The sequence below is a fragment of the Pseudomonas sp. GL_117 genome (assembly GCF_057835125.1).
In genome coordinates this window covers 4,724,870-4,746,819 of the sequence record NZ_CM174418.1, presented here as the reverse complement: position 1 = coordinate 4,746,819, position 21,950 = coordinate 4,724,870, and the positions used below count along the sequence as shown (strand labels likewise).

Genomic DNA, 21,950 nt, shown 5'->3' with positions numbered 1-21,950 from the left:
TCAACGCATTACACTTCATCCTGCGCCGCCTACGCTGTCCAGTGATCCGGCAGGACACTACGCACCATTCGGTTGAGGGGCTGGTGAGTCAAGAGAGGCCGCTGTTGAACCCATCAGCCGCGAGATGATACCTGGCTCGGCGGGTTCGGCCGGAGCAGGGGTAGACCTGCGTGCACTCATTCCCCACCCCGGCGCGAACCCTGGGAAAAACACCAGCCCCTCCGCCTCCAGCCGAAACGCCAGGGTCAACCGGGTTTCATCTTCCACGTCGGCGTGGCTTTCAAAGCGTTGCACCGCTTCCACTGCCACACCCGCCTGGCGGGCCAGGTCTTCGCGGCTCCAGCCCAGCATCGCACGGGCCTGGGCGCTGTGCTTGGCGGTGAATTGGTGCAGGACGATCTGTTGTTCTACGAAAGAGCTCATTGCCAGAGAGGACATGGGGTTTCTCCAGGATTCGACGGGGGAGGGCAAACTATACTGTGTTTTTGTACAGTTGTTTTGACCGCTCATCAACTGGATTTTTTCGAAGGCTCGCGACCAGCCTTTACTCCACCCCCGGCGCCTCCCGAATAATCAAGTGATCCAGGTTCTCGATATTCGCGCTGAACACCCCGAACGTCTGCTCGGGGTGTTTCTTGCTTGGCACCTGTTTCAACTCGGGCGTCACCCCGTAAAAGAAGCAGTACAGCGCCTGTTTACTGTCCACCGCCGCCTTGATCTGCTCCAGGAACGCCTTGCGCTTGCGGTAGTTCTCGATCAGCTTTTTGCTCAGGTAGACGTTGACCGAGTAAGGCTTCTTGTCGAGCCACACCTTCTTTTCGAAGTCGATGCGAAAGCTGCTGGTGTAGTCCTTGATCGCCTTGATCCTGCCCCAGTAGATCAGGCCCTTGTTGTCTTGCAGGTACTCGATCTTCTTGAAAAACGCCCAGTACGTCGCAGTATGCTCGCCGATCTTCAGCGGCATGCTTTTGAGCTTGTGCTTGTCGTCGATGTTCGACACATAGCATTCCACCGGGTGGGCGAACACACTGGTTTTGTCTGGGGGGGTGTCAGTGGCGACGTGGGAGGTGCTGCTGCGGATTGAAGGTGTTTTCGTTGGCTCTTGTGGGGCGTTTGCTTCGGTGTCGACCACAGTGGCTTTGCGTTGGTATTGGCGGCGGGTGAGCACAAACTCCGATGGGAAATTGTCCTCGCGCTCGTCGTCGCTTTCACCGGATGCGGCCTTGTGCGTGCTGGCATAACGGCAGCCGTCGATATGCCGGGTGCCGGCCTTGTTCTTGAAGTGCGGCGTGCGTTGGTAGTTGACGTTTTTTGCGTTGAAGGTGCTCAGCGTGTTGCCCGCATCGAATGCTGCACGGCATTCATCGTTGGGGCAGAGGAAACGATCCTTGTCGGAATCGAAGTCGCTGGTTTCGTCGAAATTCAGGTCTCGTACGTCGTAGATCGACAGCTTTTCATCGAGACTCAGGCTGTAGGCCGTGTCGAATTTCATGGGGCTCGGGTCCGTGAGATAGTTCGCTATTAATAGCGGGATTTGCCTCAAATATCAGCAACAAAAGCAATCCGTATACCTTTGGCGAGGCGACGATGGGGCCGCCATGATTCACTCGTAACGACGGCCAAGGCGCTTGCGAATATCTACGTTCGACCGCGTGCCAGGCTTGCGGGTCGAGGATTGGGTTTAAGCTGCGCGGCAGAGCAGCGTCAGCGTTCACGGTTTTCAGACTCGCACCGATCAAATGTGGGACCTGTCTCACCCCTGTGAGGCTGCGAAGGGATCGACTCAGTTTTTTTTGCCGACCCCACCCACTGGTATCACCGCTGCAACCGGGCCCGCTTTTTCTTCTTCCCATGAAAATGCCGAAAATGCGCATCCTGCGCCGCCGCCAGCAACTCCCGATCCCCGCGTGTGTCACCCCAGGCCCGCAGACGATAATCCCCCAGGTCCCCATACACCGCTTCAAGCCGCAGCACCTTGTTCTCACAGCGGCAATTGTTGCCGGTCAGCTTGCCGGTCAGCACCCCGTCGACCACTTCAAGCTCGGTGCCGATCAACTTGATCCCCAGGCGATCGGCAAACGGCTGCAACACCAGCGCCGGCGACGCCGAGCACAGGGTCACCACTGCTCCGGACTTCAACTCATCGGCCACCGACTGCAAGCCGCTTGGGCGCATCAACTTGGTCCAATACGCCTGGCAATACGCTTGCGCCTGCTGCTGCACCCAAGCTTTCTCCACCCCGGTCATGAAGGTGCGGATCAACTGCGCCTTCAACTCATCCCGGCTGGTCAGCCGCAACAAAAACCGCAGCCCAGGCACCGCGAGCTTCACCATCCGCCGGCAGAACTCAGCCTTGCCAAAGGCAAACTTGAGGAACGGCACAAAACTGTCGTGGTGGGTCAGGGTGCCGTCGAAGTCAAACACGGAAAGTACTTTGGCATCGGCGGGGCCGGCTTCGAGCATGTCTGGGGTCACGGGGTGGCCTCGGTCGTATCTACTGAATATTGGAATGCACCAGCTGTGACAACCGCAGTTTACTCGCGTATCAATCTATCGATTTTCGCGTAAACCGCTGCGGTAAAAGCCTCCCGGTCGCTGGGCCGGTGACAACGCTGATGGCAATTGGGGCACAAGGCTACAGCATTGGTGATGTGATCCGAACCCTTCCGGGCGAGGTGCTGGGTGCGATGTGCTTCAAGAAATGGCAAATCACCAGGCATAAAAAAGCCCCGAGCGAGTCAGGGCTTCTTGATATTGCTTGGCGCGGGAATCAATCCCAGCTCAACGCACCGCCAGTCTGATACTCGATCACACGGGTCTCAAAGAAGTTCTTCTCTTTCTTCAAGTCCATGATCTCGCTCATCCACGGGAACGGGTTGGTGGTGCCTGGGTATTCTTCCTTCAAGCCGATCTGCGACAGACGACGGTTGGCGATGAACTTGAGGTAGTCCTCCATCATCGCTGCGTTCATGCCCAACACGCCGCGGGGCATGGTGTCGCGGGCGTATTCGATCTCCAGTTGGGTCCCTTGCAGGATCATCTGGGTCGCTTCTTCCTTCATCTCGGCATCCCACAGGTGTGGGTTTTCGATTTTGATCTGGTTGATCACGTCGATGCCGAAGTTCAGGTGCATCGACTCGTCGCGCAGGATGTACTGGAACTGCTCGGCCACGCCGGTCATTTTGTTGCGGCGGCCCATGGACAGGATCTGGGTGAAGCCGCAGTAGAAGAAGATGCCTTCCAGCACGCAGTAGTACGCGACCAGGTTGCGCAGCAGTTCCTTGTCGGTGTCGACGGTGCCGGTTTCGAACTTCGGATCGGAGATCGAACGGGTGTACTTCAGGCCCCAGGCGGCTTTCTTCGCGACCGATGGAATCTCGTGGTACATGTTGAAGATCTCGCCTTCATCCATGGCCAGCGATTCGATGCAGTACTGGTAGGCGTGGGTGTGGATCGCCTCTTCGAAGGCCTGGCGCAGGATGTACTGGCGGCACTCCGGGTTGGTGATCAGGCGGTACACGGCCAGCACCAGGTTGTTGGCGACCAGGGAGTCGGCGGTGGAGAAGAAGCCCAGGTTGCGCATGACGATGCGACGTTCGTCGTCGGTCAGGCCTTCGGGGTTTTTCCACAGCGCGATGTCGGCGGTCATGTTGACCTCTTGCGGCATCCAATGGTTGGCGCAGCCGTCGAGGTACTTCTGCCAGGCCCAGTCGTACTTGAAGGGTACGAGTTGGTTGAGGTCGGCGCGGCAGTTGATCATGCGCTTTTCGTCAACGGCGACGCGGGCGGAGGCGCCTTCGAGTTCGGCGAGGCCTTCGGCGATGTCGAGTTTGTCCAGCGCAGCTTTGGCGCGCACGATGGCAGCGGAGTCGTTGGCGGTGACGGCGCGGGCTTCCACGGCAGCGGCAGCGCCGGCACCGTCGAGGCGGTCCATGTTGGCTTCGGTGGCGTGGCCGGCGTTGGCACCTTTGGTGGCTACTTCGCCTTCTTCTTCTTTGTCGAATTCGTCCCAGCTCAGCATGACGTGTCGTCTCCTGCGTGAGGGCTCAAAGGTGCCCGTGTGAAACCGGATGGTTGGGTGTTCACACGGCCCAGAGGCCGCGGTGGATCTTAAGGAATCGTTTGTTGCAACAGCTCGCGCAGGCATTAAACGGAATCAGGGTTACGGGTGGTCTGCTTGAGGCTTGAGGGGCGGAGCGCAGGTGTTTGCTCCAGCGGGGCCTCAGGTCTGGCTCTTCATCCCAGTGTAAAGGGATATTGCAGGCCCGATTTACCCGCGCATTATAGGGAAAAAATCGGCTTTGTGTTGTGGCGGATGGTCACGGATCGCAGACAAAAAGCCTGCTTTTCAAGCCAAGGCACGGGTTTGCTGGGGTTGGCTGGAGGGACGAGCGGCAGGTTTTTTTTCGAGGGGGCGCAGCGCGGGGAGGAGGGGGAGGTTTTTTGGCCGCAAGAACGATTTCTTGCGGCGAGTACGATCAGGTTCAACTTGCACTAACGAAGTTGTTATCCGTTAGAGCAGCCATTGCCCATTACATGGTAATTAAGAATATGGCGCTGACCTTGTGAATCTTCATATTCCATCTTCACCGGTACAACTTCGCAGACTTCTGGAATCGCGCTCATGGACAGTACTTTGGCAACGTCCAGATGGGTGCTGTAAGTGTAGTCCTCGACAATCGGGGCATTGCGGTCAGCTACGTCAGTCGGGGCTTCGTCGGCCAGGGCGGCGGTGGCGCACAAGCTGCTGAGGGCCATAACTACTAGAGCTTTCATTTCTATTTTTACCTTATTGAGGTCGAAGTGGGTCACGGGGCCTTTGTGAGGCCACGTGTGTAACTTAGGGTTGTTTGGTTCGGATTAACGTTGCCTTCGTGGGGGCTGTTGCGTTGTTAATCACAGTGCCTCTGTTGGCGGAAGTGATTCTAGGCTCGCGGGTTATATTCATATACCCGTGCTTTTGATAAACACTATTGGCGGTTTTTGTAACAATCCACGGGTAAAGCTTTTTTCATCAAGGCGCAAAACGCCACGGGCCGCGGGCCAGAGCCGCCAAAGCACATAGCAGGGCAAAATGTAGGGGCTTGTTACTACCATCGTCGAATGGTTCTATGGGGCAGCCCCGGCTAAAACAGGGCATACAAAAACAACTATTGTCACCGAGGTAAGAAAGATGAGTGCGGCTTCCCTGTACCCCGTTCGCCCCGAAGTAGCAGCCAACACGCTGACCGACGAGGCGACCTACAAGGCCATGTACCAGCAGTCGGTGGTCAACCCCGATGGTTTCTGGCGTGAGCAAGCCAAGCGCCTTGACTGGGTCAAGCCTTTCACCGCGGTGAAGCAGACCTCGTTCGACGATCACCATGTCGACATCAAGTGGTTTGCCGATGGCACCCTGAACGTTTCCTACAACTGCCTGGACCGTCACCTCGCCGAGCGTGGCGACCAGGCTGCGATCATCTGGGAGGGCGACGATCCTTCCGAAAGCCGCACCATCACCTATCGCGAGCTGCATGAAGAAGTCTGCAAGTTCGCCAACGCCCTGCGCGGCCAGGATGTGCATCGCGGCGACGTGGTGACTATCTATATGCCGATGATCCCCGAAGCCGTGGTCGCCATGCTGGCGTGTGCCCGTATCGGTGCGATCCATTCCGTGGTGTTTGGCGGTTTTTCGCCGGAAGCCCTGGCCGGTCGCATCATCGACTGTAAGTCGAAGGTGGTGATCACCGCCGACGAAGGTATCCGCGCCGGTAAGAAGATTCCGTTGAAGGCCAACGTCGACGACGCCCTGACCAACCCGGAAACCAGCAGCATCCAGAAAGTCATCGTGTGCAAGCGCACCAGTGGCAACATCAAGTGGAACCAGCATCGCGACATCTGGTACGAAGACCTGATGAAAGTGGCAGGCACCGTCTGCGCACCCAAAGAGATGGGCGCCGAAGAGGCCCTCTTCATCCTTTATACCTCCGGCTCCACCGGCAAGCCCAAGGGCGTGCAGCACACCACCGGCGGCTATCTGCTCTACGCGGCCCTGACCCACGAGCGCGTGTTCGACTACCGCCCAGGTGAAATCTACTGGTGCACCGCCGACGTCGGTTGGGTTACCGGCCACACCTATATCGTCTACGGCCCGCTGGCCAATGGCGCGACCACGCTGCTGTTCGAAGGCGTGCCCAACTACCCGGACATCACCCGCGTCGGCAAGATCGTCGACAAGCACAAGGTCAATATCCTCTACACCGCGCCGACCGCTATCCGCGCGATGATGGCGTCCGGCACTGCCGCTTGCGAGGGCGTGGATGGCAGCAGCCTGCGTCTGCTGGGGTCGGTGGGTGAGCCGATTAACCCTGAAGCGTGGGACTGGTACTACAAGAACGTCGGCCAATCCCGTTGCCCGATCGTCGACACCTGGTGGCAGACCGAAACCGGCGCGACGCTGATGAGCCCGCTGCCGGGCGCCCATGCGCTCAAGCCGGGTTCAGCGGCGCGGCCGTTCTTTGGCGTGGTGCCGGCGTTGGTGGATAACCTGGGCAACATCATCGAAGGCGCTGCCGAAGGCAACCTGGTGATCCTCGATTCGTGGCCAGGCCAGGCGCGGACGCTGTACGGCGACCATGACCGGTTCGTCGACACCTACTTCAAGACCTTCCGTGGCATGTACTTCACCGGCGACGGCGCCCGTCGCGATGAAGACGGCTACTGGTGGATCACCGGGCGCGTGGATGACGTGTTGAACGTATCTGGCCACCGCATGGGCACCGCCGAGATCGAAAGTGCCATGGTGGCCCACCCGAAAGTCGCCGAAGCGGCGGTGGTCGGTGTGCCGCATGACATCAAGGGCCAGGGCATCTATGTGTATGTCACCCTCAAGAATGGCGAAGAGCCGAACGAAGCGCTGCGCCTGGAATTGAAGAACTGGGTGCGTAAAGAGATCGGGCCGATTGCTTCGCCGGACGTGATCCAGTGGGCGCCGGGCTTGCCGAAGACGCGTTCGGGGAAAATCATGCGCCGCATTCTGCGCAAGATTGCCACGGCCGAGTACGACGGGCTGGGGGATATTTCCACCCTGGCGGACCCAGGTGTGGTGGCGCATCTGATTGAAACGCACAAGACCATGAACGTCGCGTAAGGCGGGTTGGTGGTACAGAGCCCTATTCGGTGTAAGCCGGATGGGGCTTTTTTGTGGGACCTTGCAAGCTGTGGAGATCCCCGGTGGGAGCGGGCTTGCTCGCGAATGCGGTGGGTCATTCAACATCTCCAGCGACTGACACTCTGCATTCGCGAGCAAGCCCGCTCCCACATTTGGATTGCATTTCATAGCGAGGGAGGTGGTGGTATGACGAGCCTGCATAACCATCAAGCCAATAAATATCGGTTTCTCTCGTAGGACGTTTCTGAATGTTACCGGCGGCCCTAAATGTGTAACCCCGCGCCCAAACATGAGGCAAAGCGCTACGCCTGCGCCCCGAAAAGCTCCATTGCAGACACCCATATCAATAAGATTAAACGCCAGACTTGCCGTGCCAGAAGGGTTTGCGAATAATAGGCCCGCAATTTGCAGTATCAATAGGTTTAATGTCTTTTGTCTCTGCATAAAATTCAGAGGCTGTCAATGTGCTGGAACCGCTTTCTCGGTGCTTCTGTAAATTGTTGTCGCATTGAGGAAATATCGGCTTCCGGCCTGTCGTTAGAATGCCGATCACTCGCTCGTCGTCTCCGGTGTGTAACTGGTGTAGGACGCAGCACCGCAATTCGGTTTCCCTTATGTCGCATCGTGGGCCATGGCTCATACTGCTGTTTTGCCCTATACCGATGGAGTCCCAAGATGAAGAAACTCGTGCTGTTGGGCGCCCTGGCGCTGTCCGTGCTGTCCATGCAGGCTTTCGCTGATGAGAAGCCTCTGAAAATTGGTATCGAAGCGGCCTACCCTCCGTTTGCCTCGAAGGCGCCGGATGGCAGCATCGTGGGTTTTGACTACGACATCGGCAACGCCCTGTGCGAAGAGATGAAGGTCAAGTGCACCTGGGTCGAGCAAGAATTCGACGGCCTGATCCCGGCGCTCAAAGTGCGCAAGATCGACGCGATCCTGTCGTCCATGTCCATCACCGAAGATCGCAAGAAGTCCGTGGACTTCACCAAACGCTACTACCTGAGCCCGGCGCGCCTGGTGATGAAGGACGGCGTAGCGGTCAGCGACAGTCTGGCTGAGCTCAAAGACAAGAAGATCGGCGTGCAGCGCGGTTCGATCCACGACCGTTTCGCCAAGGAAGTGCTGGCTCCCAAAGGCGCCACCATCGTTCCCTACGGCACCCAGAACGAAATCTACCTGGACGTGGCTGCCGGTCGTCTTGACGGTACCGTGGCCGACGCCACCCTGCTGGAAGACGGTTTCCTGAAGACCGACGCTGGCAAAGGCTACGCGTTCACCGGCCCATCCTTCACCGACGCCAAATACTTCGGCGACGGTATCGGCATCGCGGTCCGCAAAGGCGACAAGGAAAACCTGGACCGCATCAACGCTGCCATCACCGCGATCCGTGCCAACGGCAAATACAAAGAAATCGAGAAAAAGTACTTCAACTTCGATATTTACGGCCCAGAAGCCCAGTAAATACTCGCAGCTGTCAGTCCGAAATGGCGCAAGCAACAGAATTCCTGCGGTTTGCGCCATTTTTTCATCCCCCTTTTCGAGGACCTGAATCATGTTGAAAGGCTACGGGGCCGTCATCCTCGATGGCGCATGGTTGACGCTTCAGCTCGCCTTGTCGTCCATGGCCTTGGCCATTGTTCTGGGTCTGATCGGGGTCGCGTTACGCCTGTCGCCGGTGCGCTGGTTGGCCTGGCTGGGTGACTTGTACTCCACGGTGATCCGCGGGATCCCCGACCTGGTGCTGATCCTGCTGATTTTCTACGGCGGCCAGGACTTGCTTAACCGCGTCGCGCCGTTGCTCGGCTACGACGACTATATCGACTTGAACCCCTTGGCCGCCGGCATCGGCACCCTGGGTTTCATCTTTGGCGCCTACCTGTCGGAAACCTTCCGCGGCGCCTTCATGGCTATTCCCAAGGGTCAGGCCGAGGCCGGCCTGGCGTATGGCATGAGCAGTTTCCAGGTGTTTTTCCGGGTGATGGTGCCGCAGATGATCCGGCTGGCGATCCCTGGTTTCACCAACAACTGGCTGGTCCTCACCAAGGCCACCGCGCTGATCTCGGTGGTGGGTTTGCAAGACATGATGTTCAAGGCCAAGCAGGCGGCAGACGCCACCCGCGAGCCTTTTACCTTCTTCCTCGCAGTGGCGGCGATGTACCTGGTGATCACCAGCGTGTCGTTGCTGGCCCTGCGTCATCTTGAGAAGCGCTACTCGGTAGGCGTAAGGGCGGCTGATCTATGATCTTCGACTACAACGTCATCTGGGAGGCCATGCCGCTGTACCTTGGCGGCCTGCTGACCACCCTGAAACTGCTCGCCATCTCGTTGTTCTTCGGCCTGCTCGCCGCCTTGCCCCTGGGCTTGATGCGTGTGTCCAAGCAGCCGGTGGTCAACGGTGCGGCCTGGCTCTACACCTATGTGATCCGCGGTACGCCGATGCTGGTGCAGCTGTTCCTGATCTACTACGGCCTGGCCCAGTTCGAAGTGGTGCGCGAGAGCTTCCTGTGGCCGCTGCTGTCCAGCGCCACGTTCTGTGCGTGCCTGGCGTTTGCGATCAACACCAGCGCCTACACCGCCGAGATCATTGCCGGTAGCCTCAAGGCCACGCCCAATGGCGAGATCGAAGCGGCCAAGGCCATGGGCATGTCGCGCTACAAGCTGTATCGCCGCATCCTGCTGCCGTCGGCCCTGCGCCGCGCACTGCCGCAGTACAGCAACGAAGTGATCATGATGTTGCAGACCACCAGCCTGGCCTCGATCGTCACCCTGATCGACATCACCGGTGCCGCGCGCACGGTGAATGCGCAGTTCTACCTGCCGTTCGAAGCCTATATCACCGCCGGCGTGTTCTACCTGTGCCTGACCTTCATCCTGGTGCGCCTGTTCAAGTTGGCCGAGCGCCGTTGGCTGAGCTACCTGGCTCCAAGGAAGCACTGATATGGAACGTATCGATCACCTGTTGCCCTGGGGGCATTTGGGCTGCGAGCGCCAACTGAGCGTGTTCCGCTTCGGCAGCGGCGAGCGCAAGGCCTATATCCAGGCCAGCCTGCACGCCGATGAATTGCCCGGCATGCGCACCGCCTGGGAACTGAAAAAGCGTCTCACCGAGCTGGAAGAGCAGGGCGCCCTCAACGGCGTCATCGAGCTGGTTCCGGTGGCCAACCCGATGGGCCTCGGCCAGCTGCTGCAAGGCGCACACCAGGGGCGTTTCGAGGTCGGCAGCGGCAAGAACTTCAACCGCGATTTCGTCGCGTTGGACGAGCCGGTTGCCGCGCTGCTGGAAGGCAAGCTGGGGGACGATCCTCACGCCAACGTGCGCCTGATCCGACAGGCCATGATTGACACTCTCGACGCCTTGCCTGAGCCGGCGAGCCAGCTGCAAGGCATGCAGCGGGTGCTGTTGCGCCACGCCTGCAGCGCCGACGTGGTGCTCGACCTGCATTGCGACTGCGAAGCCGCATTGCACCTGTATGCGTTGCCCCAGCATTGGCCGCAGTGGCGTTCGCTGGCCGCGCACCTGAATGTGAAGGTCGGCCTGTTGGCGGAAGACTCCGGTGGCAGTTCGTTCGATGAAGCCTGCTCGACGCCCTGGTTGCGTTTGTCCAAGGCGTTTCCAGACGCGCAGATCCCGTTGGCGTGCCTGGCGACTACGCTGGAGTTGGGTGGCCAATCCGACACCGGGCGCGACGAGGCGATTTTCCACGCCGAAGGCATTCTGGCGTTCCTCGCCGAGCAAGGCCTGATCAAGGGCCAATGGCCGGCGGCACAATTCGATGCCTGTGAAGGCATGCCGTTCGAAGGCACCGAGATGCTGTTCGCGCCCCATCCTGGCGTGATCAGTTTCCTGCGCAAGCCGGGTGAATGGGTCGAGGCCGGTGATGAGATTTTTGAAGTGATTGATCCCTTGTCCGACCAGGTCAGCATTGTTTGCGCCGGCACGTCCGGGGTGCTGTTTGCCGTTGAGCGGCTGCGTTATGCCCAAGCAGGTTTTTGGCTGGCCAAGGTCGCGGGGCGCGAAGCCCTGCGCCATGGCAATTTGCTGAATGACTGACCCACTGTTTTTGTGAGAACCGACCGCATGTACAAACTTGAAGTCCAAGACCTGCATAAACGCTATGGCAGTCATGAAGTGCTCAAAGGCGTGTCCCTGGCCGCCGCGGCCGGTGACGTGATCAGCATCATCGGTTCCAGCGGTTCGGGCAAAAGTACCTTTTTGCGCTGCATCAACCTGCTGGAGCAACCCCACGCCGGCAAGATTCTGCTCAATAACGAAGAGCTGAAACTGGTGGCCAACAAGGACGGCGCCCTCAAGGCCGCCGATCCGAAACAGCTGCAGCGCATGCGTTCGCGCCTGTCGATGGTGTTCCAGCATTTCAACCTGTGGTCGCACATGACCGCGTTGGAAAACGTCATGGAAGCGCCGGTGCACGTGCTCGGCATGTCGAAGAAAGACGCCCGTGAAAAGGCCGAGCATTACCTGGCCAAGGTCGGCGTGGGCCATCGCAAGGATGCGTTCCCCGGCCACATGTCCGGCGGCGAGCAGCAACGTGTGGCGATTGCCCGTGCCCTGGCGATGGAACCGGAGGTGATGCTGTTCGACGAACCCACTTCGGCCCTCGACCCGGAACTGGTCGGTGAAGTGCTCAAGGTGATGCAGGACCTGGCCCAGGAAGGCCGCACCATGGTGGTGGTGACGCACGAAATGGGCTTTGCCCGTGAAGTGTCGAACCAGTTGGTGTTTTTGCACAAAGGCATCGTCGAAGAACGTGGCAACCCGCGTGAAGTACTGGTGAACCCGCAGTCCGAGCGTTTGCAGCAGTTCTTGTCCGGTAGCTTGAAATAATCAAGGCTGCTTTTGTGCACTGAAGTAGTGCATGATCGGAAATCTTGAGGCTAGCTCAAATCCCCTGTGGGAGCGGGCTTGCTCGCGAAAGCGGTACATCAGATATACCTGTATCAACTGAAACACCGCTTTCGCGAGCAAGCCCGCTCCCACATTGGTTCTTCACCGTTTTTAAGATTTGTGTTGGTTTACCGGCTAGCATTAGCCCCTGTCTTCATTACTGTTACTCGCTTCGGATAGCCCTACATGACCGCCCATCGCATTGGTTTCCTGATTTGGCCCAGCACAAAAGCACTCACGCTTGCGCTGGCTGAGGAGGCCTTGCGCGTTGCTCAGCGGGTGCATCCGGACGTGGTCTACGAACTGTCGTTCCTGCTCGCCGAGCCGGCCTCCGATGGCGCCTGGCAACTGCCGGGCGAGCCGTGGGGCGGCAAGCTGGAAGGTTTCCAGAAACTGTTCCTGCTGGCGGACGAACCGCCCACCGCCATCGCCTCGCAACTGAGCAGCGCGCTCAAGCAACTGGTGCGCGCCGGTTGCGTGATCGGTGGCTTGTCGGCCGGTGTCTACCCGCTGGCCCAGCTCGGCCTGCTCGACGGCTACCGTGCCGCCGTGCACTGGCGCTGGCAGGACGATTTCGCCGAGCGTTTCCCCAAGGTCATCGCCACCAGCCACCTGTTCGACTGGGACCGCGACCGTCTCACCGCCTGCGGTGGCATGTCGGTACTCGACCTGCTGCTGGCGGTGCTGGCCCGCGATCACGGGGCCGAACTGGCTGGTGCGGTCTCCGAAGAACTGGTGGTGGAGCGCATCCGCGAAGGCGGTGAACGCCAGCGCATTCCGTTGCAGAACCGCCTGGGTTCCAGCCACCCGAAGCTGACCCAGGCCGTGCTGTTGATGGAAGCGAATATCGAAGAGCCGCTGACCACCGACGAAATCGCCCAGCACGTGTGCGTGTCGCGACGACAACTCGAGCGCATCTTCAAGCAATACCTCAACCGCGTTCCCAGCCAGTACTACCTGGAACTGCGCCTGAACAAGGCGCGCCAGATGCTCATGCAAACCAGCAAGTCGATCATCCAGATCGGCCTGTCGTGCGGCTTCTCCTCGGGGCCGCACTTCTCCAGCGCCTACCGCAATTTCTTCGGCGCCACCCCGCGTGAAGACCGCAACCAGCGGCGCAGCAGCAGCCCGTTCGAGCTGTCGTCGGTGCCCGCCGAACGCGGCTAGACGCTTATTCCTCCTCTGTCTGGGGCGTCGGTGGCGACAACGGGTTGCCCTGCTCATCCATGCTCGCCTCGGGCACCTGGAAATCCATGCCGGTGCGCAGGTAGTAGCTGCGCAGCCTGCCAATACTTTGCGCCGACCAAGGGTTGTCACTCAGGTCGCAGTCCTCCAGGAACGTGGGGATCATCTCCAGCAGGTCGGGGGGGATGTGGCTGATCTGGTTCTGGCTCACGTCCAGTGTGTCCAGCGCGCTGAGTTGAAACACGCCGCGAGGCAACTCGCGGATCCGGGTGTTGCGCAGGTGCAGTGAAGTCAACTGGCTCAACCGCCTGACATCGGGTGCCAGTGTCAGCGGGTTCTCGCTCAAGTCCAGAAACTCGATGTCCGCCAAGTCGCCGATGGCCGCGCTGTCGGAAGCGCTGAGCCTGAGTTGGCAGTGGGACAGTTCCAGGCTTGTCAGTTTGCGCATGCTGAACAGCGATTGCGGCAACGCAGGCAGATGACACCGGGTCACGACCAGCGATTGCAGGTTCGGGAAGCAGCCCAAGGTACCGTCGAGTCCGGTGGTCGTGCCGTCGCCGGTGTATTGGAACCAGGACACATGGTCGAAGTGTGCACTCAGTTGCGGCAGGTCACCGAGGATGGGAGTGTCCAACACCAGCGCATGGGTGAGTTCATCATTCAGGCTCTCTTCGTCTTCGGCGCCTTCGCGGCGCCACGCCTGTTGCAGCAGGGTCTTGAAATCATTGCGCAGCAGTTGCTGACGCGCCCGTTCCGCTTCGTCCAGCGGCGTATCCAGTATGGGGTGGCGTTGCGGCACATCCAGCATCCACTGTTGCAGGTCTGTCGTCAGTTGGGCGTATTCGGCTTCCAGGCGGCCGAGGGTGGGGGACACGGCGTCCATGGTGCCGGGGAGCCTGAAAATGAAGCGGTCGGCTTCGGCCTCGGTAAAGGTCGGGTACAGGCGCAACAGGCGTTCCCGATCGGCCTCGGGGGCCTGGGCATTGAAGTTTTCTCGCCGGGCCTGGCTGTAGCGCTTGACCTGTTCGAGCGCCGCCGGCGATAGCGGGTTGCCGGACAGGTCATAGGCGCGGCTGACCTGCTCCGACAAGTTGAACAGTTCTTCGGGCAGCGTCTCGATGGCGTTATTGCTCAAGTTCACCGTGCTGCGCGGCACGCTGTTGACCAGGCTGGCGGGCACTTCGCGCAGGCCGGTGTCGGCCAGCAATACGTTGGACAGCCTCGGTAGTTGATGAAAGTCTGGCGTACGGCCCAGGGGGTTGTGGCTCAGGTCCAGGTATTCCAGGTGTTGCATGCCTTGCAGGGCGGTTGCGGCGGGCGCTGACAGTGTGATGTTGCACCGGGGCAGGCCGAGAAACGTCAGGTTGGGCCGTGAAAGGATCGTGGCGGGGATCTGCCCGAGTGGGGCGTTTTCGATGTCCAGGATGTCCAGCGCAGGGAAACTGTCGAGAAACGCCGCGGGCTCCAGTGCGCCGCCATTACCGTGAATCACTAGAGAGCGCACATGGTCGAAGCGCGCGCTGAGCGTCGGCAGCTCGCCGACCAGGGGTTGGTCGATGACCAGGGACTGGAGCATGCGTGTCTCCTGAGTCGTGATCCGCCTCCAGCTGTCTTCCAGGCGCTGGCTCAAGGCACTGCGCCTGGCCTGTTCCAGGGCCGGTTGGCCGGGTGCCTGACGCCAGGTGCTGAGCTGTTGTTGCAGCCTGTCCAGTTCGCCGGCCAAGCGTGCCAGTTCGATCCGCCCCTGTTCGATATTGCCCGGCAGGGTAAAAATCAAGCGGTTGATTGCCGGGCGGTCCAGTGTCGGGTACAGCCGCTGCGCATCGCGGATGTCGGTGGGGTGGGCGTCGGCCTCCCAGCAGGTGCCGTGGACCTGGAAGTAAGCCTTGACCCGTTGCAGGGTCGAGCCGGAAAGGGGGTTGTTCGACAGGTCCAATCGGTAGCTGGAGGTGGCAGGCTGGTTGTAGATCGCTTCAGGCAGCTCGCTGATGCGGTTGTCGCTCAGGATGGCCGCCTCCAGCTCAGGCCGGTTGAGTAGGCCCGCGGGCACGCGATCGATGCCGGTGCGGGTCAGGTCCAGGGCCATCAGGTTGTGCAGGGCTTGCACGTCCGGCACCAGGCCCAGCGGGTTGTGATCCAGCGCGAGGGTTTGCAGGCGGCTCATCGAGGCGAGCTCGACCTGGTTGGCAGCTGTGAGCACTATGTTGCAGTCGCTCAGGCTGAGGGTGTTGAGGTTCGGCCAGGTGTGTACTTGCGCCGGTAAGCTGCCCAGGGGCGTGTGGCGCACTTCCAGGTGACGCACGCGCTGGAAGCGACTCAAAAACGCCTGGGCGCCACGGGTCGTGCGCGTGCCGATCAGGGACAGCAGCGACACATGGTCGAAATGGGCGCTCAGGTTGGGCAGCTCGCCCATGATCGGTATGTCCAGGCGCAGGGTATGGCCGTTGCGTGCGGGGTCGTCGAAGTACTGGTCGACATCGGTTTCACGCAGCCAGGCCTGTTCGAGTTGCCGGGCCATCAGTTGCCGGTTGCGCCGTTCATAACGGCGTTGGCCGGGGGTGAGTGGCTCGCCGGTTTCCGGGTGGTGGGTAGGGCTCGCGGTTTGCCAGGCCGCCAGCTCTTGCTGCAGTTGGCGATGTTCCTCAGCCAGGGCCGCCAACCGGTTGGCCGCACCGCCGGGTTGGCGTTCCCACTGCTCGAGCAGCGCGGGGATGCGGTCGCGGTCGAGCCGTGGGTACAGCAGCTCGGCCCGTTGTTGCAACGTCAGGGGTTGGTCGGAGGCGGGCGGTTGAGCGGGATAGCCGCCGTTGTTACCCAGCAGGCGCAGGGTTTCGAGTGACGGCGCTTTGGGTGCGCCATTGCTGAGTACCACGCGCAGCTCATCCCGGGGCAGCGGCCGTTGGCGCAAGCGGCGTTTGAGTTCCGGGCCGTCGCTGACCTGGATGCCCAGCGCGTCGCGTTGCGCATCGGGCAAGGCTTTAAGGATGGCGCTGTACAGGTCGGTTTCGCCAAACAGCGCACCCCGGTCGTCATAGGGCACATAGCGGCCATCGTCGGTACGTACCAGGGTGCGCACGATGGCGGCATCGGCGGGGCCGACGCTGTTCCAGACCGGCCCGTGCGGCGATTGATAGCGGGCCACCAGGCGCACCCGAGGCGACCAGCGCGGCATCAGTTTCAGCGAGTTGAGCGCCAGGCGATCGCTGTCGATACCCGCTGTGGCATCCAGGTGCTGGCCTTCATAGGCGCGATTGAGGCGAACCTCCCGCATGGCGGTCATGGCCAGTTGCGCCAGGCGCGGCGGCGTGCGTTGCTGGTCCAGCGTGTGCAGCTCGCTGCCGGTGGCGTGCTCCAGCAGGTGCTCGGCGACATTCACCGGCAACCCAGGTGCGGTGTCGATCAGGCGCTGGGCAGCGGCAGACGGGGCGGGTTGCGGGAGCGCGTAGCGCGAGTCGAACAGTTGCGCGCGTTGCCGTTCGGCAATGTCGGCCAGCACGCGGCGCAGGTTTTTCGCGCGGGTATCCAGGCTCAATTGCGGGTCGCTGGCCCGTTCGCCGAACGATGCGCGGATCTCTTCCGGGCTCAGGGCCTCCAGCACGGTCTTGAGCAAGTCGCCGTTCTTCAACTGCGCTTCGTGGATTTGCACCACGGGCCGGTCGCTTTCACCGAAGCGCCACGCCACGTTACCTTCGGCATCCAGAAAATGCAGGGCTTTGGCGGTTGGCCAATAGCCGTAGCTGGTCAGCAGTTGCAACTGATCCTGTGGATCGATCGCGTGGTACACCGCCGGGTCGTCACTGCGCAGTTGCTCGATCAGTTGCTCAATGGCGCGGTTGATGCGCATCCGGCTCAAGGTGTCGCTGAGCAATGGGGGAAGCGGGTCGCCCCTGACGTGCATCCTGCGCAGGGCGGCTTCATCCACGCCGCTCAGTTGCAGGGCCAGCGCACGGTCGGCGTCGCTGAGGTCATGCGCGCGGTGACCCAGGCGCTGCAGCAAGGTCGAGGAGTCCCATTGCATCGGCTGCTCCAGTTCGCTGTGCCAGGCGCCGGCGCCGTTATGGGTGAGGGTCGGGCGGTAGGCGTCGGGGCGGCTGGGGTGCTTGATCACATAGCGCCCGGTACCGGGCGTCTGCTCCACGGCATAGTGCTGGCCTGCCAGGGGCAGGATGGCCTCGTCACGCACCTTCAGCAGCCCCAGCCCGTCATGCCCCAGGCGCGGCGGCACGTTTATGGCCTGTTGGTAGGGCTTGAGGTCGGGTTTCCAGTAGCGGGTCTTGCCATTGGCGAGGGTGACGGGCTTGAAACGGTCGATGAACGTCAACACGTTCTGTGGCAGCAGCTTGCGCAGTTCGGTCACGCCCAAGGTGCTGCCGGCGACAAAAATACCCGCCTGCACCAAGGATTCGAGGATATTCATCAGGTGGCCGAACGCCTGCTTGTCCAGGCCTTGCGCCCAATCGACGATGCCTTCAAATACCTCATCCAGCAGTTGATAGGCCATGTAGCCCAGCATCAGTTCACCCAGGCCCGGGATGAAGGGCGCCACCACCAGCAGCACAGCGTTGAGCACCGATGAGGCGACGCTGACAAACGAGTCCCACAACGCCCAGCGTGCATTTCGATCGGCATCGGCGGTGGGCACGGCCAAGGTGCGGGCGTCATTGAGCAGCTTGTTTAGCGTCTGCTGATAAAGGTGTTGCCAGACGTCGCCTGAAATCGGTGTGGCAGCCACTTGCAGCGTGGGCGCAGCGATGGGCTCCTCGCGCCACGGCGCCTGGCCATCGCCCGGCTTGGGAGGGTGCCAGGTGATCCGTGCCAACCGCTGTTTGAGGTCGGCAAAAAACACCCCGCGTTGCGCGTGGGCCACAAAACGGCTGAAAAAACCCTGGTACTGCTCGTCACGCAGTTGCTCGGCCAGGGTCTGCTGGAAGGCGCGCGACGATGCATATTCCTTGATGGGGTGCTGCGGGTCGTCCGGCACATAGGCCACCACGCGCTGTACCGTGCGGGCGTGCTCCGGGTCGGGGGCGAACAGCAGGATGCCGCTGAGTGGGGCGTCCATCATGCTCAGGGCATGGCACACCATGGGACGGCCGCCGATCGTCACGCCAGTGCGCCCGGCGATCAGGTCTTCAATCGCTCTGGCGTAATCGGCCTGGATGTCGCCCTGTACCCGCGCCACTTGCAGGGCTGCGCGCAGGGCGGCCTTTTGGTGGATGTTGACTTTGTGCTGCAGCACGGCGCGGGCGACGGGCTCTGTCATGCCCAGCGCCTCGCGCAGGTAGGTGGCATAGCGGGCGCCGATATCCAGTTCGCGGCACAGCCTGGTGAAGGCGGCAATCGACAGGGCCTGTTTGATCGCGGGCAAGGTGTCGAACTGTCCGTCGTCGGAGGGCCGGGTGATAAAGGTCGAGCCCGCCTCGTATGCCTGCGGGCGCATTTCCTGGGCGTCGAAGTTATGCAGGGCCGCGTCCAGCAGTGACACGGTCCAGGCCCGCGCCGCGCCTGAGGTCAACGAGGGAAACCAAGGCACGTGCTGGGGAATGTACAGGCGCACGAAGATCGCTTCGGCATCCAGGTTCAGGCTGAAGCGAGTGAGCAGGGCGTCTTCGAGGATCGGCTTGGCGAAGGCCCTGGCGTCCTGTACGTGTGCGAGGGCCTGGTCAAGGTTGTTGCGGGCGGTCCAGAGCTCGGCAGTGTGTTGGCTGAGCGCGGTTTTTAATGGCGCGGGCGCATTCGCCAGCGCCACGGCGTGTTGCGGTTGGGCGTTTTTCAGGTCGCTGCGGGTGCGGGTGCTGGCTTGCCCGAGCCACTGCGGGAACGCACCGAGCAGCGGTGCGTAATGGCTGTCCGGGTGACGGGTACTCTGGGCCAGGGTGGCGGGTGGGGAAGCGGTCGTCATGAGCTTGATCTCTTGGGTCATGAAAACGGCTAGTAGATCAGCGGCACCGCGGCCCATGAGCTTAGATAGTTAGGGGGCGGGGCGTGTAATGGTCCTGCCGTAAAACCGCCGGGCAGTTTAAACTGCGCCTTTGCGACGCTATTTGTCGCATTGGCGTAAACCCGCTGAAAACGCGGGTTGGCGCTATAAGAAGTTGTCGCTTGGCGACAAGGCTGCACTGAAAACTGTCCTTACAATCCCTGCATCGCCCGCCAGTTCCAGGCAGGCGTTCCTCTTCAGGAGACTCCGATGTCCGTTGAGCAAGCCCCGGTGCAACGTGCCGATTTCGACCAAGTCATGGTGCCCAATTACGCACCTGCCGCATTCATCCCCGTGCGTGGCGAAGGTTCCCGTGTATGGGACCAGGCGGGTCGCGAACTGATCGACTTTGCCGGCGGTATCGCGGTCAACGTATTGGGCCATGCCCATCCGGCGCTGGTCGGTGCACTGACCGAGCAGGCCAACAAGCTGTGGCACGTCTCCAACGTCTTCACCAACGAGCCGGCGCTGCGCCTGGCCCACAAGCTGATCGACGCCACCTTTGCCGAGCGTGTGTTCTTCTGCAACTCCGGCGCCGAAGCCAACGAGGCCGCGTTCAAGCTGGCCCGTCGCGTCGCGTTCGACCGTTTCGGCACTGAGAAGTACGAGATCATCGCCGCGCTGAACAGCTTCCACGGCCGCACCCTGTTCACTGTCAACGTCGGTGGCCAGTCCAAGTACTCCGATGGTTTCGGTCCAAAAATCACCGGCATCACCCACGTTCCCTACAACGACCTGGCCGCGCTGAAAGCCGCCGTTTCGGACAAGACCTGCGCCGTGGTGCTGGAGCCGATCCAGGGCGAAGGCGGCGTGCTGCCGGCCGAATTGGCCTACCTGCAAGGTGCCCGTGAGCTGTGCGACGCGCACGACGCTCTGTTGGTGTTCGACGAAGTGCAAACCGGCATGGGCCGTACCGGCAAGCTGTTCGCCTACCAGCACTACGGCGTGACCCCGGACATCCTGACCAGCGCCAAGAGCCTGGGAGGTGGTTTCCCGATCGCGGCGATGCTCACCACCGAAGCGCTGGCCAAACACCTGGTCGTGGGCACCCACGGCACCACCTACGGCGGCAACCCGCTGGCATGTGCGGTGGGCGAGGCGGTGATCGACGTGATCAACACCCCGCAAGTGCTGGCTGGCGTGAACGCCAAGCACGACCTGTTCAAGGCGCGCCTGGAGCAGATCGGCAAGCAATACGGGATCTTCACCGAAGTGCGCGGCATGGGCCTGCTGCTCGGTTGCGTGTTGAGCGACGCGTTCAAGGGCAAGGCCAAGGACGTGTTCAACGCGGCCGAGAAAGAAAACCTGATGATCCTGCAAGCCGGCCCGGACGTGGTGCGTTTTGCCCCAAGCCTGGTGGTGGAAGAGGCGGACATCAAGGAAGGTCTGGACCGTTTTGAGCGTGCTGTGAAGACGTTGACGCAAGGCTGATACACGGTTCGGTGACCGGCGATACGGGCACCGAACACAAATTTTGTATGCCGGACTCCTTGGTTGGAGCTGTGAAGGTCAAATGTGGGAGCGGGCTTGCTCGCGAATGCAGTGGTTCAGTCACTTCAAATGTTGAATGACACACCGCTTTCGCGAGCAAGCCCGCTCCCACACCTGACCTCACGGGTTTCAAGACTGTGTCCGGCATTTTTTCCTGCAAGTTTTTCGAGTTAAGGAGTGACACCATGCTGGTGATGCGCCCCGCGCAAATGGCTGATCTGGGCGAGGTACAGCGTCTGGCTGCGGACAGCCCGATTGGTGTCACCTCCCTGCCGGATGACGTCGAGCGCCTCAGCGACAAGATCGCCGCCAGTGAAGCGTCCTTCGCGGCCGAGGTCAGTTTCAACGGTGAAGAAAGCTATTTCTTCGTGCTCGAAGACACCGAGACCGGCAAGCTCGCCGGTTGCTCGGCCATCGTCGCCTCGGCCGGTTACTCGGAACCTTTCTACAGTTTTCGTAACGAGACCTTCGTGCACGCTTCCCGCGAGCTGAAGATCCACAACAAGATCCACGTGCTTTCCCAATGCCACGACCTCACCGGCAACAGCCTGCTCACCAGTTTCTACGTGGTGCCCGAGCTGGTCGGTTCGCCGTGGTCGGAACTCAATTCCCGTGGCCGCCTGCTGTTCGTCGCCAGCCACCCCGAGCGCTTTGCCGACTCGGTGGTGACCGAGATCGTCGGCTACAGCGACGAGAACGGTGACTCGCCGTTCTGGGACGCCATCGGTCGCAACTTCTTCGACCTCAACTACGCCGCCGCCGAGCGCTTGTGCGGGCTGAAAAGCCGCACCTTCCTCGCCGAGCTGATGCCCCATTACCCGATCTATGTGCCGCTGTTGCCGGACGAAGCCCAGGAAGCCATGGGCCAGGTGCACCCGCGTGCGCAGATCACCTTCGACATCCTGATGCGCGAAGGTTTCGAGACCGACCATTACATCGACATCTTCGACGGTGGCCCGACGCTGCACGCGCGGGTTTCGGGCATTCGTTCGATTGCCCAGAGCCGCGTGGTGCCGGTGAAGATCGGCGAGATGGTCAAGGGGGTCGGTCGCCAGTACCTGGTGAGCAATGCGCAGTTGCAGGATTACCGCGCGGTGATGCTGGAACTGGACTACGCACCGGGCAAGCCAGTCACCCTGGACCTGGCAGCGGCCGAAGCGTTGGGCGTCGGCGAAGGCGCGAGCGTGCGCCTGGTCGCGGTTTAAAAGCAGAGTTTCGCGGGTGGCTCGAACAGAGCGGCC

The 21,950-nt window shown here is 61.1% G+C and carries 16 protein-coding genes; 9 read left to right on the top strand and 7 right to left on the bottom strand.

Annotated features, from left to right (window positions below):
* Window positions 1-57: 57 nt before the first annotated feature.
* The 6 genes from AC3ISR_RS21510 to AC3ISR_RS21485 form a co-directional block, all read right to left on the bottom strand.
* A complete protein-coding gene (locus tag AC3ISR_RS21510) occupies window positions 58-438 on the bottom strand; it encodes a helix-turn-helix domain-containing protein (protein WP_192301066.1) in 381 nt (126 codons plus the stop codon).
* Window positions 439-544: 106 nt separating this feature from the next.
* Window positions 545-1,492 carry a hypothetical protein gene (locus AC3ISR_RS21505; RefSeq protein ID WP_463984284.1) on the bottom strand — a complete coding sequence of 316 codons (948 nt, stop codon included), beginning with the start codon at window positions 1,490-1,492 and terminating at the stop codon, window positions 545-547.
* 323 nt (window positions 1,493-1,815) lie between these two features.
* A complete protein-coding gene (locus AC3ISR_RS21500; RefSeq protein ID WP_463984288.1) occupies window positions 1,816-2,463 on the bottom strand; it encodes an HAD-IB family hydrolase in 648 nt (215 codons plus the stop codon).
* Between the two features lie 71 nt (window positions 2,464-2,534).
* Window positions 2,535-2,720 (bottom strand): HNH endonuclease, encoded by a 186-nt coding sequence (locus AC3ISR_RS21495; protein WP_463984285.1) that lies wholly within the window; start codon window positions 2,718-2,720, stop codon window positions 2,535-2,537.
* Between the two features lie 50 nt (window positions 2,721-2,770).
* Window positions 2,771-4,021, bottom strand: coding sequence for a ribonucleotide-diphosphate reductase subunit beta (locus AC3ISR_RS21490; RefSeq protein WP_305391406.1), 1,251 nt, complete (start codon window positions 4,019-4,021; stop codon window positions 2,771-2,773).
* Window positions 4,022-4,506: 485 nt separating this feature from the next.
* Complete coding sequence (locus AC3ISR_RS21485) at window positions 4,507-4,776, bottom strand: DUF2790 domain-containing protein (RefSeq protein ID WP_192300705.1); 270 nt, start codon at window positions 4,774-4,776, stop codon at window positions 4,507-4,509.
* A 397-nt stretch (window positions 4,777-5,173) separates the two neighbouring features.
* On the opposite strand from AC3ISR_RS21485, the gene acs reads away from it, so the two are divergent.
* From acs to argR, 7 genes are all read left to right on the top strand, one after another.
* The gene (gene acs / locus AC3ISR_RS21480) at window positions 5,174-7,129 is read left to right on the top strand and encodes an acetate--CoA ligase (protein WP_192300637.1); all 1,956 of its coding nucleotides are present in this window, start codon (window positions 5,174-5,176) and stop codon (window positions 7,127-7,129) included.
* A 696-nt stretch (window positions 7,130-7,825) separates the two neighbouring features.
* Window positions 7,826-8,611, top strand: coding sequence for an ABC transporter substrate-binding protein (locus AC3ISR_RS21475; protein WP_192300638.1), 786 nt, complete (start codon window positions 7,826-7,828; stop codon window positions 8,609-8,611).
* A gap of 91 nt (window positions 8,612-8,702) precedes the next feature.
* The gene (locus AC3ISR_RS21470) at window positions 8,703-9,392 is read left to right on the top strand and encodes an ABC transporter permease (RefSeq protein WP_024077013.1); all 690 of its coding nucleotides are present in this window, start codon (window positions 8,703-8,705) and stop codon (window positions 9,390-9,392) included.
* Entirely contained in the window at window positions 9,389-10,087 is a 699-nt protein-coding gene (locus AC3ISR_RS21465; RefSeq protein ID WP_061449306.1) for an ABC transporter permease, read from the top strand. The genes AC3ISR_RS21470 and AC3ISR_RS21465 overlap by 4 nt, the downstream gene beginning before the upstream one ends.
* 1 nt (window position 10,088) lies before the next feature.
* Window positions 10,089-11,201, top strand: coding sequence for a M14 family metallopeptidase (locus AC3ISR_RS21460; protein ID WP_192300639.1), 1,113 nt, complete (start codon window positions 10,089-10,091; stop codon window positions 11,199-11,201).
* 27 nt (window positions 11,202-11,228) lie between these two features.
* Complete coding sequence (locus AC3ISR_RS21455; protein WP_090400457.1) at window positions 11,229-11,993, top strand: ABC transporter ATP-binding protein; 765 nt, start codon at window positions 11,229-11,231, stop codon at window positions 11,991-11,993.
* Between the two features lie 246 nt (window positions 11,994-12,239).
* Window positions 12,240-13,220 (top strand): transcriptional regulator ArgR, encoded by a 981-nt coding sequence (argR, locus tag AC3ISR_RS21450; protein WP_192300640.1) that lies wholly within the window; start codon window positions 12,240-12,242, stop codon window positions 13,218-13,220.
* Window positions 13,221-13,224: 4 nt separating this feature from the next.
* On the opposite strand, the gene AC3ISR_RS21445 is transcribed toward argR, so the two are convergent.
* On the bottom strand, window positions 13,225-19,140 hold the full coding sequence (locus AC3ISR_RS21445) for a dermonecrotic toxin domain-containing protein (protein ID WP_489324424.1): 5,916 nt from the start codon (window positions 19,138-19,140) through the stop codon (window positions 13,225-13,227).
* Window positions 19,141-19,428: 288 nt separating this feature from the next.
* Here AC3ISR_RS21445 and AC3ISR_RS21440 point away from each other — a divergent pair, with 288 nt between their 5' ends.
* Both AC3ISR_RS21440 and aruF read left to right on the top strand, forming a co-directional pair.
* Window positions 19,429-20,649 carry an aspartate aminotransferase family protein gene (locus AC3ISR_RS21440; RefSeq protein WP_192300642.1) on the top strand — a complete coding sequence of 407 codons (1,221 nt, stop codon included), beginning with the start codon at window positions 19,429-19,431 and terminating at the stop codon, window positions 20,647-20,649.
* 245 nt (window positions 20,650-20,894) lie between these two features.
* Window positions 20,895-21,914 carry an arginine/ornithine succinyltransferase subunit alpha gene (gene aruF / locus AC3ISR_RS21435; RefSeq protein WP_003175655.1) on the top strand — a complete coding sequence of 340 codons (1,020 nt, stop codon included), beginning with the start codon at window positions 20,895-20,897 and terminating at the stop codon, window positions 21,912-21,914.
* Window positions 21,915-21,950 lie beyond the last annotated feature (36 nt).

Bases quoted from the DNA above. Each gene is read 5' to 3' on its own strand.
- AC3ISR_RS21495 (WP_463984285.1), bottom strand. From the start codon at position 2,720: ATGCCTGGTGATTTGCCATTTCTTGAAGCACATCGCACCCAGCACCTC.
- AC3ISR_RS21490 (WP_305391406.1), bottom strand. From the start codon at position 4,021: ATGCTGAGCTGGGACGAATTCGACAAAGAAGAAGAAGGCGAAGTAGCC.
- AC3ISR_RS21470 (WP_024077013.1), top strand. From the start codon at position 8,703: ATGTTGAAAGGCTACGGGGCCGTCATCCTCGATGGCGCATGGTTGACG.
- argR (WP_192300640.1), top strand. From the start codon at position 12,240: ATGACCGCCCATCGCATTGGTTTCCTGATTTGGCCCAGCACAAAAGCA.
- acs (WP_192300637.1), top strand. From the start codon at position 5,174: ATGAGTGCGGCTTCCCTGTACCCCGTTCGCCCCGAAGTAGCAGCCAAC.
- AC3ISR_RS21475 (WP_192300638.1), top strand. From the start codon at position 7,826: ATGAAGAAACTCGTGCTGTTGGGCGCCCTGGCGCTGTCCGTGCTGTCC.
- AC3ISR_RS21505 (WP_463984284.1), bottom strand. From the start codon at position 1,492: ATGAAATTCGACACGGCCTACAGCCTGAGTCTCGATGAAAAGCTGTCG.
- AC3ISR_RS21460 (WP_192300639.1), top strand. From the start codon at position 10,089: ATGGAACGTATCGATCACCTGTTGCCCTGGGGGCATTTGGGCTGCGAG.
- AC3ISR_RS21440 (WP_192300642.1), top strand. From the start codon at position 19,429: ATGTCCGTTGAGCAAGCCCCGGTGCAACGTGCCGATTTCGACCAAGTC.
- AC3ISR_RS21455 (WP_090400457.1), top strand. From the start codon at position 11,229: ATGTACAAACTTGAAGTCCAAGACCTGCATAAACGCTATGGCAGTCAT.
- AC3ISR_RS21465 (WP_061449306.1), top strand. From the start codon at position 9,389: ATGATCTTCGACTACAACGTCATCTGGGAGGCCATGCCGCTGTACCTT.
- AC3ISR_RS21445 (WP_489324424.1), bottom strand. From the start codon at position 19,140: ATGACGACCGCTTCCCCACCCGCCACCCTGGCCCAGAGTACCCGTCAC.
- AC3ISR_RS21500 (WP_463984288.1), bottom strand. From the start codon at position 2,463: ATGCTCGAAGCCGGCCCCGCCGATGCCAAAGTACTTTCCGTGTTTGAC.
- aruF (WP_003175655.1), top strand. From the start codon at position 20,895: ATGCTGGTGATGCGCCCCGCGCAAATGGCTGATCTGGGCGAGGTACAG.
- AC3ISR_RS21510 (WP_192301066.1), bottom strand. From the start codon at position 438: ATGTCCTCTCTGGCAATGAGCTCTTTCGTAGAACAACAGATCGTCCTG.
- AC3ISR_RS21485 (WP_192300705.1), bottom strand. From the start codon at position 4,776: ATGAAAGCTCTAGTAGTTATGGCCCTCAGCAGCTTGTGCGCCACCGCC.